This window comes from Brevundimonas abyssalis TAR-001 (assembly GCF_000466985.1).
Taxonomy (GTDB): domain Bacteria; phylum Pseudomonadota; class Alphaproteobacteria; order Caulobacterales; family Caulobacteraceae; genus Brevundimonas; species Brevundimonas abyssalis.
The window spans coordinates 21,431-44,636 of the sequence record NZ_BATC01000004.1 but is presented as its reverse complement, the minus strand read 5'-3'; the positions used below and the strand labels follow the sequence as shown (position 1 = coordinate 44,636).

General features: G+C 67.9%; 23 protein-coding genes and 1 pseudogene. 13 read left to right on the top strand and 11 right to left on the bottom strand.

What is annotated here, in order from left to right; genetic code table 11:
- Positions 1 to 7 precede the first annotated feature (7 nt).
- From MBEBAB_RS01945 to lspA, 4 genes are read right to left on the bottom strand one after another with little or no spacing between them, the layout of a single operon-like run.
- Positions 8 to 1,945, bottom strand: a complete 1,938-nt coding sequence (locus tag MBEBAB_RS01945; protein WP_021696240.1) for a cytochrome c/FTR1 family iron permease — start codon at positions 1,943 to 1,945, stop codon at positions 8 to 10.
- A gap of 56 nt (positions 1,946 to 2,001) precedes the next feature.
- Positions 2,002 to 2,436, bottom strand: coding sequence for a MerR family transcriptional regulator (locus MBEBAB_RS01940; RefSeq protein ID WP_021696239.1), 435 nt, complete (start codon positions 2,434 to 2,436; stop codon positions 2,002 to 2,004).
- Between the two features lie 54 nt (positions 2,437 to 2,490).
- Positions 2,491 to 3,033: an MAPEG family protein gene (locus tag MBEBAB_RS01935; RefSeq protein ID WP_021696238.1), complete on the bottom strand. Its 543-nt coding sequence runs from the start codon at positions 3,031 to 3,033 to the stop codon at positions 2,491 to 2,493.
- Positions 3,033 to 3,554, bottom strand: coding sequence for a signal peptidase II (lspA, locus tag MBEBAB_RS01930; protein WP_021696237.1), 522 nt, complete (start codon positions 3,552 to 3,554; stop codon positions 3,033 to 3,035). The genes MBEBAB_RS01935 and lspA overlap by 1 nt, the downstream gene beginning before the upstream one ends.
- Before the next feature lie 159 nt (positions 3,555 to 3,713).
- On the opposite strand from lspA, the gene MBEBAB_RS01925 reads away from it, so the two are divergent.
- The 10 genes and pseudogenes from MBEBAB_RS01925 (at position 3,714) to MBEBAB_RS01890 (ending at position 12,299) form a co-directional block, all read left to right on the top strand.
- Entirely contained in the window at positions 3,714 to 4,364 is a 651-nt protein-coding gene (locus MBEBAB_RS01925; RefSeq protein WP_021696236.1) for a cation efflux transmembrane domain-containing protein, read from the top strand.
- Positions 4,361 to 4,834, top strand: a complete 474-nt coding sequence (locus tag MBEBAB_RS01920; protein WP_021696235.1) for a class I SAM-dependent methyltransferase — start codon at positions 4,361 to 4,363, stop codon at positions 4,832 to 4,834. Before MBEBAB_RS01925 ends, MBEBAB_RS01920 begins: the two co-directional genes overlap by 4 nt.
- On the top strand, positions 4,834 to 5,010 hold the full coding sequence (locus MBEBAB_RS16750; RefSeq protein ID WP_021696234.1) for a hypothetical protein: 177 nt from the start codon (positions 4,834 to 4,836) through the stop codon (positions 5,008 to 5,010). The genes MBEBAB_RS01920 and MBEBAB_RS16750 overlap by 1 nt, the downstream gene beginning before the upstream one ends.
- Before the next feature lie 68 nt (positions 5,011 to 5,078).
- Positions 5,079 to 5,408 (top strand): hypothetical protein, encoded by a 330-nt coding sequence (locus MBEBAB_RS15980; protein WP_052516705.1) that lies wholly within the window; start codon positions 5,079 to 5,081, stop codon positions 5,406 to 5,408.
- 48 nt (positions 5,409 to 5,456) lie between these two features.
- Positions 5,457 to 6,323, top strand: coding sequence for a TolC family protein (locus MBEBAB_RS17065; protein WP_021696233.1), 867 nt, complete (start codon positions 5,457 to 5,459; stop codon positions 6,321 to 6,323).
- Positions 6,236 to 6,805 carry a TolC family protein gene (locus MBEBAB_RS17060; protein WP_242397028.1) on the top strand — a complete coding sequence of 190 codons (570 nt, stop codon included), beginning with the start codon at positions 6,236 to 6,238 and terminating at the stop codon, positions 6,803 to 6,805. Before MBEBAB_RS17065 ends, MBEBAB_RS17060 begins: the two co-directional genes overlap by 88 nt.
- On the top strand, positions 6,711 to 7,901 hold the full coding sequence (locus tag MBEBAB_RS01905) for an efflux RND transporter periplasmic adaptor subunit (protein ID WP_045318676.1): 1,191 nt from the start codon (positions 6,711 to 6,713) through the stop codon (positions 7,899 to 7,901). Before MBEBAB_RS17060 ends, MBEBAB_RS01905 begins: the two co-directional genes overlap by 95 nt.
- A gap of 8 nt (positions 7,902 to 7,909) precedes the next feature.
- A pseudogene (locus MBEBAB_RS01900) lies at positions 7,910 to 11,130 on the top strand (efflux RND transporter permease subunit).
- Positions 11,130 to 11,729 (top strand): cation efflux transmembrane domain-containing protein, encoded by a 600-nt coding sequence (locus MBEBAB_RS01895; protein ID WP_021696229.1) that lies wholly within the window; start codon positions 11,130 to 11,132, stop codon positions 11,727 to 11,729. Before MBEBAB_RS01900 ends, MBEBAB_RS01895 begins: the two are co-directional and overlap by 1 nt.
- Positions 11,730 to 11,840: 111 nt before the next feature.
- Positions 11,841 to 12,299, top strand: coding sequence for a cation diffusion facilitator family transporter (locus MBEBAB_RS01890; protein WP_021696228.1), 459 nt, complete (start codon positions 11,841 to 11,843; stop codon positions 12,297 to 12,299).
- A 413-nt stretch (positions 12,300 to 12,712) separates the two neighbouring features.
- Here MBEBAB_RS01890 and MBEBAB_RS01880 read toward each other — a convergent pair whose 3' ends face one another.
- The 4 genes from MBEBAB_RS01880 to MBEBAB_RS01865 form a co-directional block, all read right to left on the bottom strand.
- Complete coding sequence (locus MBEBAB_RS01880; RefSeq protein ID WP_021696227.1) at positions 12,713 to 13,714, bottom strand: HEPN domain-containing protein; 1,002 nt, start codon at positions 13,712 to 13,714, stop codon at positions 12,713 to 12,715.
- Positions 13,708 to 13,980, bottom strand: coding sequence for a conjugal transfer protein TraD (locus MBEBAB_RS01875; protein ID WP_021696226.1), 273 nt, complete (start codon positions 13,978 to 13,980; stop codon positions 13,708 to 13,710). The genes MBEBAB_RS01880 and MBEBAB_RS01875 overlap by 7 nt, the downstream gene beginning before the upstream one ends.
- 4 nt (positions 13,981 to 13,984) lie before the next feature.
- The gene (traD, locus tag MBEBAB_RS01870) at positions 13,985 to 14,293 is read right to left on the bottom strand and encodes a conjugal transfer protein TraD (protein WP_021696225.1); all 309 of its coding nucleotides are present in this window, start codon (positions 14,291 to 14,293) and stop codon (positions 13,985 to 13,987) included.
- A 97-nt stretch (positions 14,294 to 14,390) separates the two neighbouring features.
- Positions 14,391 to 14,834, bottom strand: coding sequence for a Ros/MucR family transcriptional regulator (locus MBEBAB_RS01865; protein WP_021696224.1), 444 nt, complete (start codon positions 14,832 to 14,834; stop codon positions 14,391 to 14,393).
- A gap of 205 nt (positions 14,835 to 15,039) precedes the next feature.
- On the opposite strand from MBEBAB_RS01865, the gene mobQ reads away from it, so the two are divergent.
- The 3 genes from mobQ to MBEBAB_RS01855 all read left to right on the top strand — a co-directional run bounded on the left by mobQ (position 15,040) and on the right by MBEBAB_RS01855 (position 18,252).
- Positions 15,040 to 15,786: a MobQ family relaxase gene (gene mobQ, locus MBEBAB_RS17055; RefSeq protein WP_021696223.1), complete on the top strand. Its 747-nt coding sequence runs from the start codon at positions 15,040 to 15,042 to the stop codon at positions 15,784 to 15,786.
- Positions 15,678 to 17,243, top strand: coding sequence for a Ti-type conjugative transfer relaxase TraA (gene traA / locus MBEBAB_RS01860; RefSeq protein ID WP_242397023.1), 1,566 nt, complete (start codon positions 15,678 to 15,680; stop codon positions 17,241 to 17,243). Before mobQ ends, traA begins: the two co-directional genes overlap by 109 nt.
- A 94-nt stretch (positions 17,244 to 17,337) precedes the next feature.
- Positions 17,338 to 18,252, top strand: coding sequence for a DUF4238 domain-containing protein (locus MBEBAB_RS01855; protein WP_148291402.1), 915 nt, complete (start codon positions 17,338 to 17,340; stop codon positions 18,250 to 18,252).
- A gap of 59 nt (positions 18,253 to 18,311) precedes the next feature.
- Here the strand turns inward: MBEBAB_RS01855 and MBEBAB_RS01850 are convergent, their stop codons facing one another.
- From MBEBAB_RS01850 to secA, 3 genes are all read right to left on the bottom strand, one after another.
- Positions 18,312 to 18,848 carry a hypothetical protein gene (locus tag MBEBAB_RS01850; protein ID WP_045318674.1) on the bottom strand — a complete coding sequence of 179 codons (537 nt, stop codon included), beginning with the start codon at positions 18,846 to 18,848 and terminating at the stop codon, positions 18,312 to 18,314.
- Positions 18,849 to 18,993: 145 nt separating this feature from the next.
- Positions 18,994 to 19,815: a DUF7946 domain-containing protein gene (locus MBEBAB_RS01845; RefSeq protein WP_045318673.1), complete on the bottom strand. Its 822-nt coding sequence runs from the start codon at positions 19,813 to 19,815 to the stop codon at positions 18,994 to 18,996.
- A 310-nt stretch (positions 19,816 to 20,125) separates the two neighbouring features.
- Positions 20,126 to 23,047 (bottom strand): preprotein translocase subunit SecA, encoded by a 2,922-nt coding sequence (gene secA, locus MBEBAB_RS01840; protein WP_021696220.1) that lies wholly within the window; start codon positions 23,045 to 23,047, stop codon positions 20,126 to 20,128.
- Between the last annotated feature and the right edge of the window lie 159 nt (positions 23,048 to 23,206).

Genomic DNA, 23,206 nt, shown 5'->3' with positions numbered 1-23,206 from the left:
CTGGGCCCTATGTGCCTGCATCTGGGCGAGCTGCCTTGGGTACCGAGGTTCGAGCGAACCCGATCACGAGAATGGCGATCGTGACCAGTTGGACGGCCACTCCCTCGACCGTCGGATAGAGGCCGAGGATTTCGATGCGGGGGACCCAGGCGAGCGGATGGACATCGAGCCAGCCGGCCTCCTGTAGCGCCGCCACCCCCTTGCCGATGAGCACGACCGACAGAATGGCCATCAGGATTGAGCTCAAGGAGAAGAACCTGCTGATCGGCAGGCGCTTGCTGTAGGCCAGCATGGCCCAGGCCACCACGGCCAGGATCGCCACCGCTGTCAGGGCGCCAGCCAGCATGCCCGCATGGCCCCCTTGGGTCCAGATCGCCGCATAGAACAGGATGGTCTCGAACACCTCCCGGTAGACCACCACGAAGACCAGCAGGAACAGGAACCAAGCTGAACCCTTCGAGAGCGCCTTGGAGAGCTTGTCGCGTATATAGGCCTGCCAGGCGTCGGCATGCGACTTGCCGTGCATCCAGATGCCGACGGAGACGAGCACGACCGCCGCCAGAAGCGAGCCAAACCCCTCGGTGAGCTCCCGGCTGGCGCCGCTGATGGAGATGAAGAAGGTGGCGGCCGCCCAGGTGGCCCCGCCGGCGACCAGCGCGGCGATCCAGCCGCCGTGGACGTAGCGCAACACCTCCGGCCGTTCGGCCTTCCTGAGGAGGGCGATCATCGCCACCACGATCAGCAGGGCTTCCAGACCTTCGCGGAGCAGGATGGTGAAGGCACCGAGGAAGCTGGCGAGATTGTCCGCCTCCTGGGGCGCAAGGGCGCGTTCGGCCGTGTCCAGCAAGGCGTTCGCGCGGGAGACCCGGTCCTCGACCTCCTGGACGGGCGCGCCTCGGCTGATCGAGACGCGCAGGTCGGTCATGGCCGTCTCGACCCGACGCAGCAACGCGCCGTCGCGGGCGCCGAGCGCCGGCTCCAGCGGCTCGAAGCCGTCTAGATAGGCCGACAGGGCCAGGTCGGTGGCGGTCTTGCGGTCGCCCCGGCGATAGGCGGCCTCGCTCTCCGCCAAGCGCGTCCGGGCCAGGGTCAAGGTCGATCCCTGCGGGCGGGCGGCCGCCTCCGGGTGGCGGCGCAGATAGGCGGTGACCGCCCGCGCCTTGGTCTCGCCGATCCGGCTCGCCAACTCCGCCGGCGTGGCCTGGGTGACGGCGGCCAGATCGGGATAGGCGGCGCGGATCGTGGGATCGCCCTTCCAGAGGCGCTCGCCTTCGGCGGCCTCGGCGTCGGTGAAGGCGAAGCGGCCCACGTAGAAGGCCAGGGCCCAGCGGTCCTCGGCCGGCAGATGGGCGAAGCTGGCCATGGCCGTGCCCTCCAGGCCCTGATCGATCACCTGATAGAGGCCGAACACGCTGCGCTGACGGGCGCGCTCCACGTCGGCGAAGGCGATCGCGGGCGGGTCGAGCCCCTCGGCGCCGGGACCGTCGGCCTGGCCGGTGGCGCCATGGCACACCGCGCATTGTTCCGCATAGAGCGTCGCGCCCCGGCTCAGATCGGGCGGGAACGATGGGGCGAGCGGGCTCGGATAGGCCGTGAGCACCGCGCCGGCCAAGGCCTTGGCCTGGTCGCCGACGACGCGCGGGTCCGCCTTGTTCCGAATGGCGGCCTGCAGGGTCTCGGCGTCCCGGACCAAGCCGGCCTTGGCCGGGTTGGCCGGCAGGGCGTCCAGACGGGTCCGGATCTGGCTGCTGAACTCGATCATCTCGCCGTATTCGGCCGGGTTGACGACCTCGCCGTTGGCCACCGCGCCGGCGTAGTCGACCGCCACATAGTCCAGCAGCCGCCAGGCGACCTGGGCCTCTGAAGCGGACGGCGACTGGGCCAAGGCCGGGCTGGCCAATCCCATGGCGAACAGCAGGGCGAGCAGGCGGAGCAGAGGACGCATGGGAAACCTAGTTGTGAGCGGCTCGCATTAGCATTCGGACCGCGAGACTGTCGCGCTTAAAGCGACGCCGAATGATCGTGCAGGGCTTCGATCACCTTGCAGGCGGAGACCCGGCCGCCCGCGCATTCGGCCGTCATCCGCGAGAGCTCGCCCTTCAGGACCCTGAGCTGGGCGATCTTCTGCTTCACCTCGGCCAGGTGGCGTTCGGCGATGACGTTCGCCTCGGCGCACGGGCGGTCCGGGTGATCGGACAGATCCAGCAGGGAGCGGATCGAGTCCAGATCGAACCCCAGCTGGCGGGCATGCCGGATGAACGACAGTCGGCGCTCCGCTGCGTCGTCATACATGCGCCGGTCGCTGGCGGTGCGCGGCGGCGCGGGAAGGAGGCCGATCTCCTCATAGAAGCGGATGGTCGGGACCTTGACCCCGGTGGCGGCCGCCAGCTTGCCGATGGGGCGCAGGCCCGACGAAGCGGAAGAGAGCAGGGTCATCGCGTCATCCCGGATTGGAGAGCTGAAGGCCGAAGAGCGTCGGGGCAGGAGGGATCATCGGCCCAGCCCGATAAGGACAATGGCGATGCCGAAGGCGCCGATCGTGGAGGCGCCGGTGAGGGCCATGCCGAAGGCGCGCGCGGCCGCGCCCCGGGCGTAACCGAGGGCGAAGAACACCCGGCCGACCAGATAGAGCGCAACCAGCACCGGCAGCAGGATCATCTCCTCCCCGCGCAGCACGGTGGCCAGAACCAGGTGGGCGCCGACCGCCAGGACCGTCTGTTCGAGAGAATTTTGAAGCACGGCGGCCGGCACGGCGAGCCTGGAGCTAGGCGCCGCATAGGCGGAGCCCGGCCGGTCGGCCTCGGAGCGGAACCGGATGCTGGCGACGACCCTCACGCAGCCCGCAAGCCACAGGAGGATCAACAGGTCCGTCCTGAGCGCATAGGCAAATCGATCGGCTGTCGTCAGGTCCGCCGCGGCGCCCAGAAGCGAAGGCGGCAGCCAGAGCCAGGCCGCGACCACGGCAGCGACGGTTATGGCGACCGCCAGCGCGGACCGGATGGCGATCGCCGTCTGTTCGGCGGACAACGTCATCAGGACGCGCGCTTCAGGTTCGCCGACGCCGCCGGGGCCTTCGATTCCCGGGCGGCCAGCAACAGCAACCCTACGCCGCAGACGATGGCTGCATCGGCCAAGTTGAAGGTTGGCCAGTGCGCCTCGCCCCAATGGAGGTCGATAAAATCGGTCACCGCGCCGAAGCGCAGGCGATCTATCAGGTTTCCGGCCGCTCCGCCGACGACGAGGCTAGCGGCCGCCCCCGTCATGGCGCTTCGTGTCCGCCAGATCCACGCCAGCAACGCCCCGATGATCAGGATCGTCACGCCGCTCAACACCCAGCGCCCCATCGGGCCGGAGTCGGCAAACAAGCCAAAGGTGACGCCGGGATTAAAGCCGAGCCGAAGAGCCAGGAAGGGCGTGAGATCGATCGCGGTCTCAAGGCCGCTGCGGGCGAGCGTCTTGGCGACCTGATCCAGGCCCGCGACCGTCGCGGCCAGCCCGAACGCCGTCGCCTGAAGCCGGCCGGGGCCGCGCCGCGTAGGGAGCACTGTGATCATGAGGTCTCCTGTGAATCTCCTGCCTTTATGAGCCCTCTAGCCACTAGAGGATCAAGGCGTGTTTTCCGGCATGGCCGTCCTTTCGCCAAGCGATGCATTTTTCATCTTGATCCTCGAGCGACTGGAGGATGCATCCTCAACGGTGACAGGTGGAGATCCATGACCGAACGTCCCTTATCCTCTGAACCGGCGGCTTCCGGCTGCGGCTGCGGCACGGCCGTGAAGTTCGACGGCGCCACCCCGGCGTACCGCCGCATCCTGATGGCGGTGATCGCCATCAACGGCGCCGCCTTCCTGGCCATCGCCGGCGGCGCGGCCCTGCAGGGCTCGGCCTCCTTGGGCGCCAATGCGCTCGACTTCCTGGCCGACGCGGCCACCTACGGCATCAGCCTGGCCGTGATCGGACGCTCGGTCGCCGTGCGATCCGGGGCGGCCATGGTCAAGGGCACCAGTCTCGCGGCGCTGGCGCTGTTCATCCTCGCCTATGCGGTCTGGCGGGCCACCTCCGGGGCGCCCCCCGAAGGCTTCGTCATCACCGGACTGGGTGCCCTCGGCTTCGTCGCCAACGCCCTGGCCGCGCTCCTGCTGGTCCGTCATCGCGAGGGCGACGCCAATGTCCGCTCGGTCTGGCTATGCACGCGCAACGACCTGATCCAGAGCTTGGTGGTTGCAGCCACAGGTCTGGCGGTGTGGCTGACCGCCTCCCGCTGGCCCGACCTGATCGCGGGCGCGATCCTGGCGGTGGTCTTCCTGCACTCCGCCTGGTCGATCCTGAAACAGTCGCGCGATGAACTGAAGGCCGCGGCGTGACCGCCAGCTTCACCCCCGCGCTCGGCCATGCGGCTCTGAGCGGCCTCTATGATCCGGCGATTGCCCTGCTGACGCGCGAACGGTTGTGGCGCGCACGGCTGCTTGATGAGGTCGCTCCGTCTCCCGGCGAGACGATCATCGACCTCGGCTGCGGGACCGGCTCCCTCGCGCTCGCCATGGCCCGCCGGGCCCCGGAGGCCCGGATCATCGGTCTGGACCCGGATGCCGACATCCTGGCGCGCGCGGCGGCGAAGGCCGACCGCGAAGGTGGGACCGTCCGTTTCGTCCAGGGCTTCGCGCGCGACGCCGCCACGCTTCTGGGCGAGGGCCTCGCCAACAAGGTCGTCTCGAGCCTGGTCTTCCATCAACTGCCCATGTCGGAGAAGCGGGCGGGTCTGGCCGCGAGCGACGGGCGCTCAGGCTGGGCGGAACACTGCATGTCGCCGACTATGGCCGGCAGACGGGCGTGATGCGCCTTCTGTTCCGCCTGGTGCAGTTGCTGGACGGCTACGAAAACACCCAGCCGAACGCCGACGGCGTCCTGCCGACGCTGATGGCCGAGGCCGGTTTCGGGCAGGTTCGGGAGATCGACCTCATCCCGACCGCGACCGGATCCATCTCTCTCTACCGGGCGGTGCGACGATGAGGCGATTGATGTCGCGGCGAGCCGTGATATGGGACGGCATGGGATTCCCTTCGGCCAGGCAGGGTTGGATGGCGGCGCTGCTTGCGTCGTTCCTGGCCCTGTTCGTCCTGGTCTCCGCCATCGACGCCGCCGCCTGCGCGCCCGAAGGTGGAAGCTCGCAAGGCGTGGCGGCATCGGACCTGGTCGTCGTGTCAGACGCGGGCCACGGTAAAGGTGAGGGCGCGGCGGATCCTGTCGCCTGCGCCCACGGTCACTGCCATCACAGCGGCGTCACGGTTCCGCCCGCTGTCAACGACATGAAGTCCGCGGCTCTCGATCGCGCGCCCCTGGCACCGTCGCTCGACCAAGCGCCGGCCTCCCGCAGCCCCGCCGGACCCAAGCGCCCGCCCAGAGCCTGACGTGACCGCGCTTGCGCGCCTTCACGTCAACCTTCTGGGACATGAGACATGCCATCCCCTATTCGCCGCCTGCCGCCCCTGGCGATCGGCTGCGCTCTGGTCGCGCTGACCACCGTACTGCCCCGCCCCGCTTGGGCCGACCCCGCGCCATCGTTCCAGACCCTGCTCGAGCGGATCGGGGCCAGCCCGTCCGCAGCTGAAGCCGACGCCCTCCTCGAGGCGGCGGAGGCCCGGGTGCGTCAGGCCCGCGTGCGGCCCAATCCGACCGCGGCCCTGGAAGCGGAGAATGCGTTCGGCAGCGGCCCCTTCTCCGGCTACGACAACGCCGAGACCACGCTCTCACTCACGCAGGACCTCGAACTATGGGGCCGTCGCGGCGCCCGGGTCGAGGTGGCGCGGGCGGAGGCCGGAACGGCCGCGCTGCGTCGCGATCAGGCGGTCGTCGACGCCGCCGGACGGCTGGCGCTCGTCTATGCTGAAGCCGAGGCCGCCGAGCGGCGCTTCGCCTTGGCCGAGGAGGCGCTCGGCCTGACCATCGCGGACGCCCGCGCGGCCCTCGTGCTCGTGGAGGAGGGGCGCGAGCCCCTGCTGCGCGGCATCCAGGCCGAGAGCGAGGCGGCGGCCGCCCGCGCCACCCGGGACGAGGCGCAGGCGGAACGCGACGCGGCCTTCGCCCGCCTGACGGCGGTCGCCATGTTGCCCACGCCGGCGACGTCGATCGCCGACAGCCTGCTGGACGATGCGCCGCTGCGGACGCCCCTCGAAGCCGCCCCGGGGCGCCGGCGGTGCGCGTCGCCGAGGCCGAACGCGAGGCGGCCGAGCGGCGGATCGCCGTCGAGCGGGTGCGCGCGCGGCCGGATGTCAGCGCCAGCGTCGGCGTCCGGCGATACGAAGCCGAGGACGCCACGGCCCTAACCTTCGGCATCAGCATGCCGCTGCCGCTGTTCGATCGGAACCGGGGCAATATCGACGCCGCACAGGCGGAGTTCCGCGCCGCGGACGCGCGTCTGGCCGGAGCCCGGCAGGACGCGGAGGCCGACCGTCAGGCGGCCGTCGCCCGGCTCAACGCGTCGGTGAGCCGCGTCTCGGCGGCCGACGCCGGGGTGACCGCGTCGCAGGAAGCCTATCGTCTGTCCCGGATCGGCTTCGAGGCCGGGCGCATCTCGCAACTGGAGCTGCGCGGAACCCGCGCCGCCCTGATCACCGCCCGCAACGCCGCCGTCGACGCCCGCCTGGCGCGCGTCCGCGCCGAAATCGATCTCGCGCGCCTGCAAGGCGCGCGCCCTTTGGAGGGGCCCAATAATGCGCAAGCTGCAAGCCAACAGAACGCTGCTCATCGGCGCCGCCGCCGCCCTCGTCCTGCTCGGAGGCGGCGGGCTGTTCCTGGCCCTCAATAGCTCTGACGCGCCGCCGGCGGCGGAGGGGGAGGCCGCTCAAGCGGAAGAAGAGGGGCAGGCGGAAGGCGAGGGAGCCGAGGCCCCCGCAGGCGTCGTGCCGCTCACCGCCGATCAGATCCGCGCCGCCGGCATCGGCGTCGTCAGCGTCGGCGGCGGCGGCGGATCCGAGACGCGGCTGGCCGGACGCGTCGAGCCCATGGTCGACGCGCGCGCCGCCGTGGCCGCCTCGGTGGGCGGCCGGGTCGAGCGCGTGCTGGTCGCGCCCGGGCAGTCCGTGCGCGCCGGTCAGGCCCTCGCCACACTGGTCAGCGGCGACGCTGCGACCTTCCGCGCCGATGCGGACGCGGCGGCGGCGCAGGCCGAGGCCGCGCGGCAGGCCTATCAGCGCGATCGCAACCTCGCCGACCAAGGCGTGGTGGCCCGGCAGGAGGTCGAAGCCTCCCGCGCCCAATCTCTCAGCGCCGAGGCGGCGGCGCGCGCCGCCCGCGCGCGGGCCGCGGCGGCCGGATCGCCGAACGCATCGGGACGGCTGAGCGTGGCTAGCCCGATCTCGGGCGTGATCACCTCGGTGCAGGTCGGTCCCGGGGGCTTCGTGCCGCAGGGCGGCGTGGTCGCCGAGGTGACCAATCCCGCCCGGATCGAGCTGGTCTTCAATGCGCCGCCGGCCTTGGCCGTCCAGGTCCGCGCGGGATCCCGCATGAAAGCGACAGGACCCAACGGGGAGTTCGACGCCGTCGTCACCGGCGTGGCGCCGGGCGCCGGCGCCGACAGCGGGGCCACGATCATTCGCGCCCGGCCTGTGGGCGCGTCGCTGCCGCCGGCGGGGTCCGCCGTCACCGGCGCCATCGTCACCGGTGAACCCACTACCGGCGGTCTGACGGTCCCCAGCGAAGCCGTGCAGACCATCGAAGGCGCGACGGTGGTGTTCGTCCAGGTCCAGGGCGGCTTCCGGGCCGTCCCGGTGCTGGCCGGTCGCCAGGCGGGAGGGCGCACGGAAATCCTGCGCGGCCTCGAAGGGGGCGAACGCATCGCCGCCGCCAACGCCTTCCTGCTCAAGGCCGAGCTCGCCAAGGGCGAAGCCGAGCACGGCCACTAGGAGGCGACATGTTCAAGCTCATCATTGAAGCCTCGGTCCGCTTCCGCTGGTTCGTCGTCCTGGCGACCGCGCTGGTCGCCGCCCTGGGTCTGTTCGAACTGACCAAGCTGCCGATCGACGCGGTTCCAGACATCACCAACCGCCAGGTCCAGATCACTACGGTCGCCCCGGCGCTCGCGCCTGAGCAGATCGAGCGACAGGTCACCTATCCGCTCGAGACGGCGATGGCCGGGATTCCCGGCCTGACCAGCACCCGCTCGCTGAGCCGCAACGGCTTCAGCCAGATCACGGTCATCTTCACCGACCAGACGGACATCTATTTCGCGCGCCAGCAGGTGGCCGAGCGGCTCGCCCAAGCCCGCGAAAGCATGCCCGAAGGGGTGGAGCCCGCCTTGGCGCCGATCACCACCGGCCTCGGCGAAGTGCTGATGTGGACGGTGGACTATCTGCCGTTCAACAGCCGGAACCTCGCCAGGCCGGGGCAGCCCGGTTGGCAGCCGGGCGGCGTCTATCTGACCCCCGAGGGCGAGCGGCTGGCCACGCCCGAGGCGCGCGCCACCTACCTGCGCACCGTGCAGGACTGGATCGTCGCCCCGCAGATGCGGACCACGCCCGGCCTCGCCGGCGTCGACAGCATCGGCGGCTATGTCAAGGAGTACGCCGTCCGCCCCGACGCCGCCCGCCTGTCGGCCTATGGGCTGGGTCTGGGCGATCTCGTCACGGCCCTGGAGCGGGCCAACACCCAGGCGGGCGCCGGGTACGTTCAGCGGGCCGGCGAGGCGTTGACGGTTCGCACCGACGCATTGGCCTCCACGATCGAAGACCTCGCCCAGGCCCCGGTCGTCAATCGGGGCGGCTGGTGGTGCGCGTCGCTGATGTGGCGACGGTCGAGGTCGGGCAGGCGCCGCGGCTTGGCGGCGCCACCCGTGACGGCCACGAGGCGGTGCTCGGCACGGCGCTGATGATCGCGGGCGGGAACAGCCGCACCGTGGCCCTGGCCGCCGGCGACCGCCTCGAGGAGGTGCGCGAGACCCTCCCGCCCGGGATCGAGGCGGTGACGGTGCTCGACCGAAGCGCCCTGGTGAACTCCACCATCGGCACAGTGGCGCGCAATCTGACCGAGGGCGCCCTGCTGGTGATCCTGGTGCTGTTCCTGCTTCTGGGGAACCTGCGGGCGGCGAGCATCACCGCCCTGATGATCCCGATCAGCTTCCTGTTCGCCGTCATCGGCATGAACCGCTTCGGCATCAGCGGAAACCTGATGAGCCTCGGCGCCCTCGACTTCGGCCTGATGGTCGACGGCGCGGTGGTGGTGGTGGAGAACACCTTGCTGATGATGACCCAGCGTAGGGCTCAACTCGGCCGGATGCTCAGTCGACACGAACGGCTGGGCGTCGCCATGGCCGCCGCGCGGCAGATGGTGAAACCCGCCGCCTTCGGCCAGCTGATCATCCTGCTGGTCTTCACGCCGCTGCTGATGCTGGAAGGCGTGGAGGGCAAGACCTTCATCCCGATGGGGGCGACCGTCATGCTCGCCCTTGTCGGCGCCTTCATCTTCTCCTTCACCTTCGTACCGGCCATGACCGCGCTGTTGGTGCGCGATCCCAAGAGCGTTCACGTCGACGCCGAGGGCCAAGTGCAGGAGCATGAGACCCGCGTCCTGCGCTTCGCCCGCCGCTGGATCGAGCCGGCGATCCGCGCCGCAGTGGACAAGCCCAGGATCGTGCTCGTCTCGGCCCTGGGCGCCCTGGTCGTCGGCGGCCTGGCCTTCACCACCCTGGGTCGGGAGTTCATTCCCACCCTGGACGAGGGCGACATCGCCATGCAGGCCCTGCGCGTGCCGTCCGCTTCGCTGGATCAGTCCCTGGCCATGCAGATGGCGCTCGAGCGGGTCATCAAGGCGCAGCCCGAGGTCGAGACGGTGTTCTCGCGCACCGGCACGGCGGAGGCGGCCGTCGATCCCATGCCACGCAACATCTCGGACAGCGTGATCATCCTCAAGGACCGCGGCGAGTGGCCGGATCCCGGCCTCGAGAAGGAAGCGCTCATCGAACGCATCGAGGAGGCGGCGGGTCAGCAGATCGGGAATAATTTCGAGTTCAGCCAGCCGATCGAACTACGCTTCAACGAGCTGATCTCCGGCGTCCGGACCGATCTGGCGGTTCTCGTCTATGGCGATGACTTCGACACCCTGCAGCGCGTGGGCAACCAGGTCGCCCGCGCCCTGGAGGAAACGCCGGGTTCCGCCGACGTGCGGGTCGAACTGACGTCGGGGCTGCCCACGCTGACGGTCAGCGTCGATCGCTTCGCGGCCGCCAACTACGGCCTGTCGGCCGCGGACGTCTCGGAGGCAGTCTCCACGGCCATCGGCGGCACAGAAGCGGGCCGCATCTTCGAGGGCGATCGGCGCTTCGACGTCGTCGTCCGCCTGCCCGAGGCGGCCCGTAACGATCCCGCCAGCCTAGCCGCCTTGCCGATCGTCTCCTCGACCGGCGTGGTCGTGCCCCTGTCCTCGGTGGCGCGGATCCAGACAGCCGAAGGCCCGAACCAGATCAGCCGCGACAACGGCAGCCGGCGCATGGTGGTGCAGGCCAACGTCCGCGGCCGGGATCTGGGCGGCTTCGTCGCCGATGCGCAGACGCGAGTGGAACAGATCGACCTTCCGCCCGGCGTCCGGCTCGACTGGGGCGGTCAGTTCGAGAACCTCAAGCGCGCCGAACAGCGCCTGGGCCTCGTCGTTCCGATCGTCTTCATCCTCATCGGGGTGCTGCTGTTCATGGCCCTCGGGTCGTTCGCCGAAGCCGGTCTGGTGTTTGCCTGCGTCCCGCTCGCCCTGGTCGGCGGGGCCCTGGCGCTGCTCTTGCGCGGCATGCCGTTCTCGGTCTCGGCGGCCGTTGGCTTCATCGCCGTTTCGGGGGTGGCGACCTTGAATGGCCTGGTGCTCATGCAGGCGGTCCGGGAGCGTCTGACCGCGGGCCTGGCGCCGCGCGAGGCCGCGATCGAAGGCGCCTCCAGTCGTCTGCGGGCGGTCCTGACCACCGCCCTGGTGGCCATCGTCGGCTTCATCCCCATGGCCATAGCGCATGGGGCCGGGGCCGAGGTCCAGAAACCCCTGGCGACGGTGGTCATCGGGGGCCTTTTGACGGCGACGGCGTTGACCCTGCTGGTGTTGCCCACCTTCGCCGCCAAGGCGGTGAAGCATCGCAAGGCGGAAGGGATCGAGGACTGATGAGCGAACGAGACGAGGCGGAGGGCATCCAGCGCCGCATCCTGCTGGTGGTGCTGATCCTCAACGCCGCCCTGTTTGTCGGGCTTGGGATCGGCGGTCTGCTCGCCAATTCCAGCGCCCTGCTGGCCAACGCCCTGGACAATGCGTCGGACTCCGCCGTCTACCTGATCAGCTTCCTGGCTGTGGGCCGCGCCCTGATCTGGAAGACCCGCGCCGCCCGGGCCTCCGGGATTCTGCTGCTGATCTTCGCGGCGGGCGTCCTGCTCGACGTGCTGAGACGGACGCTGATGGGCACGGAACCGATCGGCTGGACGATGATGGGCATGGCGGTGGTGGCCGCCGTCGTGAATCTCGTGTGCCTCGAATTGATCAGGCGCCAACGCAGCGACGACGTGAACATGAAGGCCGCCGAGACCTTCAGCTTCAATGATTTCGCCTCCAACGGCGGCATCCTGATCGCGGGCGGCCTGGTTCTGTGGCTGGACCAGGCCTGGCCGGATCTGGTCGTGGGCCTGATCGTGGCCGCGATCGCCGTGAAGGGCGGCGTCGATATCCTCCGGGACGCCCGGGCCGAGGCGAGACCGGCGGAGAAGGTCTGAGCGGCGGCGCATTCCCACCATGGCGGCCACGCCCATGACCACACGGCCGGGGCCAATGCCCGGCAGCTGACCATCGCCCTGATCCTGACCGAGATCTTCCTCGTCGCCGAGGTGATCGGCGGCCTGATGTTCAACAGCCTGGCGCTGTTGTCCGACGCGGCCCACATGTCACCGACGCCGCGGCGCTCGCCACCGCCCTGGAGGCGATCAGGATCGGCCAGCGCCCCGGCCGACGACGAGCGCTCCTTCGGCTACCGCCGCTTCGAGATCTTGGCCGCGGCCTTCAACGTGGTCCTGCTGTTCGCCGTGGCGGGCTATGTCCTCTGCGAGAGCATCTTCGATCCGGAGCCTGTCGGCTCGCTCGGCATGCTCGGGATCGCCGCCATCGGCCTTGTCGTCAATCTTATCGCCATGCGGGCCCCGGCGGTCGGCAAGGACAAGAGCCTCAACATCAAGGGCGCCTATCTCGAGGTCTGGGCCGCCATGCCCGGGTCGCTTGGCGTCATCGTCGCGGCCATCGTCATCACCGTCACCGACTGGCGCTGGTGGACCCCGTCGCGGCCATCCTGATCGGCCTCTGGGTCCTGCCTCGGACCTGGATCCTGCTCTGCGCGGCTCAGCCGGGCGTAGGACCGGCGTGGGCGCCGCCCTGCCGGGTCTTGGGGGCTGGAGCCGGTGCCGGTGCCGGAGCGGCGTCTAAGCCCGGGGCGGGAGCCTCCATTTCGTCGCAGCAATCCATCCCGGCGCCGGGGGCCATGTCCTTGCAGCAGGCGCAGGCGTCCGCCGCGAGTACGGCACCGGCGCTGAGGACGAGGATGGCTGCTGCCGCGGCGGCGATTTTGAGGGTCATTCTGATCTCCCGGAGGCTGCCGCGCTTTGATCGGCTCATAGGCACCCGTCGTCAATGGGTGTCGCCTGTCAGTCGAGTTGGCGTATGAACATCCAATCTCCGGCACCCTGTGAATGTCCGCTGCTGGCGCTTCTCAGTCCCTATCGGCCTGCCTCAATTTGTTGAGCCGATCCGCACAAATCGCCACCACCGCGCTCCTGAGCACGCCCAAGCGTTCCAGCATCCACGCCAGCTCCTCGCCCGTCACCCTGTAGTGTTCGGAGTATCGCGCCTTCACATAGGCGGCGCGCAGCAGTTCGAAGCACCGCTTCTGGAACTTGGTTTCAGTCGGCCAGACCTCAGCCAATCGAGCATCAATCGGCTCGGCGGTATTCCGCAGTCGGACGAGGTTGTGAGACTTCGGCGTGTAGAGCGTCGCGACCAGCAACACGGCATTGTAGAAATGCTCGGCCGCCTGATGGAGATCGAAGGCCGCAACCTTCGGCGCGTCGTCAGCGATGGCGTGTTCGGCCTGCCGGAGAAACTGTTGCCCGGCCGTAAAATGTTCGCGGTAGTACTTCTCCGCTTCTCGCAGAGCCGCATCGTCGGGCAGCGGCTGCGGATCAACGAACGGGTGACCGGGCTCATCGGCCAGGACGATGCCTTCGCGGACGATATCGACGAAGAAGTAGCGGCCTTGGGTCAGCTGGTCGTTCACGTCATCGAGCGAGTGCACGATCAGGCTCACGGGCGTTCGCAGATCGGCTCCGGAGGCCAAGTCCTTGAGCAGCCGCTTCTCGGCTCCTTCCCAGAACTCCAGCACGTCCGTCAGTTTCTCGTGGCTGACAACGACCAGCATATCAAAGTCGGAGAAGTAGCGGCCAACGGGATCCTCGACCCAGTCGCCCCGCGCATAGGAGCCGTAGAGGATGACCTTGAGGATCTGTCCGTCCTTAACCCCCTCCGCCTTACGGCTGGCGATGGCGCTGGCGAACTCCTCGCGCAGCACGGCGATCACGTGGTCCAGTTCGCGGCGCTTGCCGGCGGGCAGGTGATCGAGACTCGTCTTCATCGAACGAGTCTTGCGCCTGCCGGCCTGCTTCGCAAGGCGAAGCTCCTCGCGGCCGGCCCGGTGGTATTCGCGGCGGATCACCATGAGGTCGGAGCTTCGTCTGTGGCGGACTCCTTGTCACCCCGAAACCCGCGCCGACCCTTTCGCTCCAGGACCGCTAGGACGGCGTCCCGCCGGTCGGATCGCAGCATCTCGGAGACCAGCAGGAAGCCGCCGAACAGGACGTTGCGGTCGTCGCCGGTCAGTTCGACCAGCCCGGCCTTCTGCACCAGCCCGCCGAGTTCGATCAGGCGGCGCGTGCGAGCGCGGCGCTCGCTCTGCCGTTCGTGGTGATCGGCCCGGCGTCGCATCGCCTCAACCCGCCGGACCAGAGCGGGGAGTTTGGCCAGCCGTGCCGCTGTCGCCCGAAGCCGGTGGAGTAGCTCTGTCCGCCTTTCCTCCGCGAAAGAAGGCTTCGCCCTGGACCCGCCAGCGGCGTTGAGCGGCGGCGTCCGTCTCGCCTGCCGCCGACAGAAGCGCCCCGGCCAGAGCCTCGACCTCCAGAGCGTCGGCGCCGGTGGCGATGACCAGCTCGCCGAGCTGGGCGACGCGGCGAGCCTTTAGCGCCGCCGTTCGTTCGGCGAGGGCGGCCAGTTCGGCGTCGATGGCCTTGGGCTTGCGCATGTGTGGCGGCTCCGCAGTGATCCGGGGAGCCGGCAGTCTAGAGCGGCGGTGAGTCGCGCGCGCCTCCGTAAGCTTGCGGTGGCGCGCGCGTGAGGCGCTACTTCGCGGCGGGCTTGCGACCGCGCTTCGCCGCTGGCTTTCGACCGCCCTGGCCGAGGCCCGAGGCCTTCGCCAATTCGGAGCGGGCCTTGGCGTAGTTCGGCGCGACCATCGGATAGTCCTTCGGCAGTCCCCACTTGGCGCGGTACTCGTCCGGCGTCATGCCGTACTTCGTCGTGAGATGCCGCCGCAGCGACTTGTAGCGGCTGCCGTCCTCAAGACTGATCAGATAGTCGGGGGTGATGCTCTTCTTGATTGGCACTGCTGGCGCCTGCGGCTCTGGCTCCGGCGCTGCCGGCTGCGACGTGCCGGCCAACGCTCCGTGGACGGCGGCGATCATCCCGGCCAGCGCGCCAGCCTCGATCTGGTTGTTCGAAACATAGGCCGAGACGATGTCGGCGGTCATGCCGATCAGGTCAGCGTCGGCAGTCGGATTGTCCATCAAGTCAGCCCCGCACACGGATGGTGTTGAAAGCACCAGCCTCGCACGTCTACCCGCCGCTTGAAAACCAGCCGGACGGAGGGACGGCGGCTTCTCCCCCTCCGTAGGCTTGCGGGACGCGAGCGCCCGTCACGACGGACATGCTGTCCGGAGTGCGCGCTTATACGTCGTTCCGACGTGCGCTTTGCTTCAGGGCGCTGCGGTCGTGGCTATCTACCACTTCTCGGCCAAGGTCATCTCCCGCTCGACCGGCCGCAGCGCCGTGGCGGCGGCCGCCTACCGTTCGGCCTCGCGCCTGTTCGACGAGCGCACCGAGCAGCACCGCGACTACAGCCGCAAGAGCGGCGTGCTGCACTCCGAGATTCTGCTGCCGGACGGCGCGCCGGAGCGCTGGTCCGACCGGCAGGCGCTCTGGAACGAGATCGAGTGGGGCGAGAAGCGCAAGGACGCCCAGCTCGCCCGCGAGATCGAGTTCGCCCTGCCGCGCGAGATCGGCCCCGACGACGGCATCGAGCTGGCCCGCAGCTTTGTCCAGCGGGAGTTCGTGGCTCGCGGTATGGTCGCTGACCTCAATGTTCACTGCGATGTCGGCGAGAACGGCCTGCCCAAGCCCCATGCACACGTGATGCTGGCGTTGAGGGAGGCGACCGCCGATGGCTTCGGTCCCAAGGTCCGGGACTGGAACAGCGCCGCCCTTCTGGAACACTGGCGTGCGGCCTGGGCCGACCACGTCAACGAACGTCTCGCCCAACTCGATCTCGACATTCGCATCGATCACCGCCCGCTCAAGGATCAGGCGTCGAGCTGGAGCCACAGTCGAAGATCGGCCCGGCCGCCGCGCGATTGGAAGCGCGCGGCCGGGCCTCGGTACGGGCCGAAGAGCATCGCGAGATCGCGCGGCGGAACGGCGAGCGGTTGCTGCGCGATCCGGCGGCGGCGTTTGAAGCGTTGACCCACACCCAGGCGACGTTCAGTCGCCACGACCTGGCGCGGTTCGTGTTCCGCCACACCGACGGCAAGGATCAGTTCGACCGGCTTCATGCCCGGCTTCTGGCCTCGTCCGAGTTGGTCCGACTTGAGCCGGACGACAGGGGCCGGGAGCGCTTCACCAGCCGGGACATGATCCGGGCCGAAGACGCGCTGGTGCGCGCGTCGGATCGGTTGGCGGACGGCTATCATCGCGGCGTCACCGAGCGGTCCCTGCGAGCGGCCGCCGCCGCGCAGAAGCGGTCCGACCGACCGCTGAGCGGGGAACAGGTGCTGGCGGTGGCGCATGTGCTGGCGTCCGGCCGGCTGGCGGCTGTGGTCGGCTACGCGGGCACCGGCAAGAGCGCCATGCTCGGCGTCGCCCGCGCCGCTTGGGAGGCAGAGGGCTATCGCGTCGTCGGAGCGGCCTTGTCCGGGATTGCCGCCGAGAACCTTGAGAAGGGTTCAGGCATCGCATCGCGGACGCTGGCGAGCCTGGAACATTCATGGGCGCGCGGGCGTGACCGGCTGTCCGCAGGCGACGTGCTGGTGATCGACGAGGCCGGGATGGTCGGCACGCGGCAGATGCGCCGCATCCTTGAGGAAGCGGACCGCGCTGGCGCCAAGGTGGTGCTGGCAGGCGATCCCGAGCAGCTTCAGGCCATAGAGGCGGGTGCGCCGCTCCGGCGGATTGTTGAGCGGCACGGCGCGGTCGAGATCGCGGAGGTACGCAGGCAGCGGGAGAGCTGGCAGCGGCAGGCGACGAAGGAGCTGGCTACCGGGCGCACGGCCGAGGCCTTGGGCCGCTATGAGGCGGCCGGAGCTGTTCATGGGCACGACACAAGCGACGAGGCCCGCCGCGCCTTGGTGGACGACTGGCTGGCGGACCGAAGGCGCGAACCGACCGGTTCGCAGATGCTGATGGCCTATACCCGAGCCGACGTGGCGGAGCTGAACCGGCTGGCCCGGGACGCGCTGCGGGCGGAGGGTCAGCTGGGACCCGATCAGCGGGTGGAGACCACGCGGGGCGAACGGGCGTTCGCAATCGGCGACCGAGTAATGTTCCTGCGCAATGATCGGTCGCTCGGGGTCAAGAACGGCTCGCTAGGGACTCTGCTGTGGCTCAGTGCAAGCGAGATGGAGGTAAGGCTGGATGACGGCCGCCACGTACGGTTCGACCGCAAAGACTATGCGGACCTGGCGCACGGGTACGCGGCGACGGTCCACAAGATGCAGGGAGCGACGGTCGACAGGACCTACGTTCTCGCCAGCCGGAGCATGAATCGACATGCGTCGTATGTGGCGATGAGCCGGCACCGTGACGCGGCCAGCTTGCGGTATGGGCGCGAAGAGTTTGCGGGAAGCGCCGAACTCGCTAGGACCTTGGGACGCAGCGCGCCCCGCGAGAGAATTACGGAAGTAGATCGAAGCCGTTCACGGTAGTCCGCCGCTGGCTGCCGAGGAGCAGACCCGGTAGAAATCCCGGCTTCGGCCTCATAGGCACCTCTACGCTGACGAGTCAGGCTACCTAAGCGGAATGACATCTCCCAAGCGGCATCACTGGTGGCCTCAAGTTCAGTCTCGCTACTGGACCGGCGCAGATGGCCTGGTGAATGTCGTGCGCGCGGACGGGACAGGCTTTCGCGCCAATCCGATCAACCTCGGAGTCGAGTCCGAGCTATACACCCGCTTCGGGCCGGATGATTCAAAGGACCCTTCGATCGAGGACTGGTTCGCAAACACCGTTGATCAGCCTGCAGGCCTACTCATCGACCATCTTTCGGATGCAAGCCTGCGTAAGCGCCACCCCTACGCCGGTGACCCGGACAAAGCGGCTGTCAGCCGGCAGTTGGGCATGCGCACACCCGGCTATATCGACGTTCATCCTTTGCCAGATGAAGTCCGTATGGCGGCAGCCCGCTACGTCGCCGCTCTTCTCGTCCGGCACCCACGTTACCTCAGCAAGCTGACCGAGTTTCATCGGCTCTCCGCACCAGACAACACCAGCGCCAAGTCAGCCGCTCTGGACAACATGGGCCACGTCTTCGGCGTTTACGTCGAGACGATCCTCTCAGCGACCTTTATGATCTCCCAACGCACCGGGACAGCCGAGTTCATCTACGCTGACGGCGGGATCGTTGTTGATGAGCCGTGGGCCCCGGACATTCCGTTCACCATGCACGTTCCCTTGACGCCGGACGTGGCGCTTCAGGTGCTGCCAGTGCCCAATCCCATTCCTCTTCGAGAGGTCCCAGTAATCGAAGCCACGAACCCCGGCGTGGCGCGCATGAACCGCATCACGCTTTCCGCCGCGCAACGTTTCGTCTTCACTCGCCAAGCTCCGCCCACGACCTTCATTCGTCGCTATTTCGGCGTACCGGCGCCCGCCAGCATCGGATACCGGTTCATAAATGGACGGCTAGAAACCCGGTACGAACCGGGGCACATGTGACGGCTGCCCGCAGCTTCGAACGAGCGCACGCGAGGCTCGTCTCCATCCCCAGCCGGCACCTAATCCGGTTCTTGTCTCGCGACGCCTAGAACCGACGGCATCTTTTGATTCACCAGAACGTCGAACGCACTTAGCGTTTCGGAGAAGTCCGCCAAGGTGCCTGCGTCATCGGCAATGAACATGCTGATGCCTTGGGCGATCTCCAACATTGAAGGATCATCACTGCAACGTGGCTCGATCTCCCTGAACGCTTGGCTCAGGTTGGCCTTGTGACTCTTCAACGGTATGTCGCCCTGGTGCGCGACCTCGTTGCGCAAATCTTCGAGCGCCTTCAATACTCGGTTCAGTTTGTCCGCATCTGCGGGGTCTTTCCGCCACATCGCGCACAGAAGGCGCGCCTTGTGCGGGAAACTGAGTTTGGGACCTTTGCCGAAGAGCTTGTCGGGGTGTGGCAACAGCTTCCGCAGCACGACTTCCAGTTCGTATTCGACGGCAGCGTGGAACGTCAGAACCTCGATCGCAAAGGTATCAAGCACCTCGCCCTTCTTCGCGATCCGAAAGATGGCTTCTATGCCATCATAATGTGCGCCAGCCATCTATGCTCCCCCGTTTGTACGACCATCAATGCCCGTACAAACGCCTGCATTCCACCCGATGATAACGGTCGGCTCTGGGCACCGGACATTCGCCCCGGGGGGGCACCAGTGACATTGCGGCTCGGTCCTGTGCCGTCGAGTCGGACTACGCAGCGAGCTTCGCGTCCATTATGTGGAGGCGATAGAGCCGTCCGTCGCGGTATGTGGCCTTCGCCTGTACCTCAAGCATCTTCGTGACCGACTGGGTGTAAATGTTCTCCCCGTCTGTGAAGGCCGGGTCGCGAACCTCAGCCGAAACGAAGTGGCCAGGTTCGTTGGGATCTTCCACCTTCAGCGAGCGGCTATGTACGACGACGCCATCTACCCGGAGGACAAGAGTTTCCATTTCACCCACCTCCAGTTCTGCCTTGGACCGGACAGCTTGTGCCATGGGGACGTCGAAAACGGTCGTATCGTCATTTGCGGCCAGACTTAGGGATTCACAAGACCGGCCAATAGGCGCGACAATCTGGGCCGCGGCGGGCCGGGACAGCTCGATCACGCGTTCGATATGTTCCCGCTCACGCTGCCGGTCGTCCTTCTCCAGCCGCATCAGGTCCAGCATCGCCTCAACTTCCAACTTCGCCTGCTTTTTTTGGCCTGCCCAGCGCTTCACCACAGCACCCACTATGTGCATGGCCAGCTTGGCCCCTGCACTGATGAGAACGGGCTTGAGCAGCGGGAGGACGCCCTTGGACATCTCCACAACGGCGTCGAACTGAACACAACCGTCCCGAGGCGGTGTCGCTCTGATCGCAAGCACCAGCTTACCGCGAGAGCTTGGTACTGATCCTGTCGCGAGGGTGTTTAGCCCCAGCGAGAGGGTCCGCTCTAACCCGATCAGTGCTTCGCCGAAGTAGCGCATGTCGATGACATGATCATCAGCGTCGAGGCCGTCGAACCTGATGTTGAACCGAAACTGCTCCACATGCCCCTCCGCCGTAAGAAGTGACGCTAACAGCCGCGGAGCGCCACTGCCAAATATGGGATCAAAGCACCGGCGGTTGCCGGCAACCATGCGCTCCTCTCAGCCCCAGTGTCGCAAGCGTACGGCTTCACTTACTTCGCCTGCCGTATATGGACGGGGAAGAAACGAAAAAGCCCCTCGGCCGGATCGGACATGTCCCGGGTAGGCGATCTGCACAGCCCGTACACACCGGTCCGCCGGTCGAAATTGCTCAGCCACTGTGGTAGGTTAGCAAGTCGCCTTCTCCCTCAAGGGGAGAGGGCCCCGCTGTCTAGACCAGCGCGCCGTGGCAGTGCTTGAACTTGCGGCCGGAGCCGCAGGGGCAGTCGGCGTTGCGGCTGGTGCGCTCCCAGCCCGGGGGCAGGGCGTCCACCGGCAGGCGGGCGCGGTCGTCGCCCGACAGGGCGCCTTCAGGGTTCTGGGCCGCCGGGTTCTTCATCTCGTTCTCGCCGGTCAGCGGATTGAGGTGAATCTCCTGGAAGTCGCCGGCGGGCGGGGGCGGCGCCTCGAAGCGGAACTCCACCGTCATGACCCACCGGGTGACGTTGTGGCGCAGATTGGTCAGCAGCGTCTCGAACAGCGAGAAGGCCTCGGTCTTGTACTCGTTCAGAGGATCGCGCTGGCCGTAGCCGCGCAGGCCGATGACGCCGCGCAGGTGGTCCAGATGGACCAGGTGCTCGCGCCACTGCATGTCGATCATCTGCAGCAGGAACTGGCGCTCCAGGCCGCGCATCTGGCCGGCGCCGATCTGGGCCTCGCGCTCCACCGCACGGGCCTCGGCGGCGGCCTGCAGCCGCTCCTCGATCTCCTCGTTGGACACGCCTTCCTCGGCGGCCCATTCGCGCACCGGGACGTCCAGGCCCAGGGTCTTGACCACATCCTCCTCGAGCCCGTCGATGTCCCACTGCTCGGCATAGGCCTTGGGCGGCATGTGCTGTTCCACGATGTCCGACACCGTGTCCTTGCGGAACTCGCCCACCAGCTCGGACAGGTCCTCGGTGTCGAGGAATTCCTGACGCTGCTCGAACACCGCCTTGCGCTGGTCGTTCACGACGTCGTCGTACTTCAGCAGGTTCTTGCGGATTTCGTAGTTGCGCTGCTCGACCCGCTTCTGGGCGGTCTCCACCGCGCGGTTCAGCCACGAGTGGCTGATGGCCTCGCCCTCGGCGACCTTGAAGGTCTCCATGATCGAGGCCAGGCGGTCGCCGGCGAAGATGCGCAGCAGGTCGTCGTCCGTGGACAGGTAGAATTTCGACGTGCCGGGGTCACCCTGACGGCCGGTCCGGCCGCGCAGCTGGTTGTCGATGCGGCGGCTTTCGTGGCGCTCGGTGCCCAGAACGAACAGGCCGCCGGCCTCCAGGGCCGCCTGCTTGTGCTGTTCGATATCGGCCTGGAGGCGGGCGGACTCGGCGGCCTCCAGTTCGGGCGTGATCTCATTGCCCATGGCGCGCTGTTCCTGGGTCCAGCGCGACATGCGCATCTCCAGGTTGCCGCCCAGCTGGATGTCGGTGCCGCGGCCGGCCATGTTGGTGGCGATGGTCACCGCACCGGGCAGGCCCGCGTCGGCAACGATGAAGGCTTCCTGTTCGTGGTGGCGCGCGTTCAGCACATTGTGCGGCACGCCCTTGCCGCTCTTCTTCTCGACGGTGAAGGCGTCCACGCCCAGCTTGTCCAGCAGCTTGACGCCGGTGGGATCGGTCTCCAGTTCGGTGCGCGTCCAGATCGGCTTGATGCGCCGCCCGCCCGCCAGCTGACTGGCCTTTTCCAGCGCCTCGGGCTTGAGCCGCCAGACCTCGGCTTCCCAGGCGTGGGTCTGCAGCAGCTCGGACAGTTTTTCGGACTTCTCGATGGAGACGGTGCCCACCAGGATCGGCTGGCCCGCCGCGTGACGGTCGGCGATGGTCTGGGCGACGGCCAGGTATTTCTCGGCGGCGGTCCGGTAGACCTCGTCGTCGTGGTCGATGCGCAGGATCGGCCGGTGGGTCGGCACCTCCAGCACGTCCATCTTGTAGATGTCGTGGAATTCCGACGCCTCGGTGGCGGCGGTGCCGGTCATGCCTGACAGCTTTTCGTAGAGGCGGAAATAGTTCTGGATCGTGACCGAGGCCAGGGTCTGGTTCTCGGGCATGATCTTCACGCCCTCCTTGGCCTCGATGGCCTGGTGCAGGCCTTCGGACAGGCGGCGGCCCTGCATGATGCGGCCGTTGAACTCGTCGATCAGCAGGATCTCCCCGCCCTTGACGATGTAGTCCTTGTCCCGATGGTACAGGGTGTTGGCGCGCAGGGCCTGGTTCACATGGTGCACCAGGGAGACGTTGGCGGCTTCGTAGAGGTCGACGGTGCCTTCGACCAGCAGACCGCGCTCGCGCAGCATGTCCTCGACCCGTTCCGAGCCGATCTCGGACAGCAGGGCCTGACGCTGCTTCTCGTCGTGATCGAAGGTGGTCTCGTCCTGGATCATCTCCTTCACGATGCCGTCGATGATCAGATACAGCTCCGACCGGTCGTCCGTGGGGCCTGAGATGATCAGGGGCGTGCGCGCTTCGTCGATGAGGATGGAGTCCACTTCGTCCACGATGGCGAAGTGGTGGCTGCGCTGGACCATCTCGCGCCGGTCATAGACCAGGTTGTCGCGCAGATAGTCGAAGCCGAACTCGTTGTTGGTGCCGTAGGTGATGTCCGCGGCGTAGGACGCCTGACGCTGGCCCTGGGACAGGCCGTTGACGATGACGCCGACCTCCATGCCCAGGAAGCGGTAGACCCGGCCCATCCATTCGGCGTCGCGGCGGGCCAGATAGTCGTTCACGGTGATGACGTGCACGCCCTTGCCGCTGAGGGCGTTCAGATAGACGGGCGCCACGGCCACCAGGGTCTTGCCCTCGCCGGTGCGCATCTCGGCGATGCCGCCCTTGTGCAGGATCATGCCGCCGGCCAGCTGCACGTCGAACTGGCGCTGGCCCAGCACCCGCTTCGAGGCCTCTCGCACCACGGCGAAGGCTTCGTTGAGGATCTTGTCCAGGCTCTCGCCCCCGGCGACCCGGTCGCGGAACATCTGCGTCATCATGCGCAGTTCGTCGTCGCTGAGCGCCTCCATCTTGGACTCCAGCGCATTGATGCGCTGGACCTGGGCCATGAAGGACTTGACCTGGCGGTCGTTGGAGGAGCCGAGAAACTTTTTGGCGAAGCCGAGCATGAAAAATCCGGTCAGGCGGTCGAGCGGGCGCTCGTTCTGCTAGGTGAGGGCCCAGGGAGGGTCGGCGGACGACGCCGGGGGCCGGAGGTGCGAAGGACCCCGGCGGCCACGCCCGCAAGGGAATTCGAGGCCGCGCGATCCATCGAAAACCCCTCGACT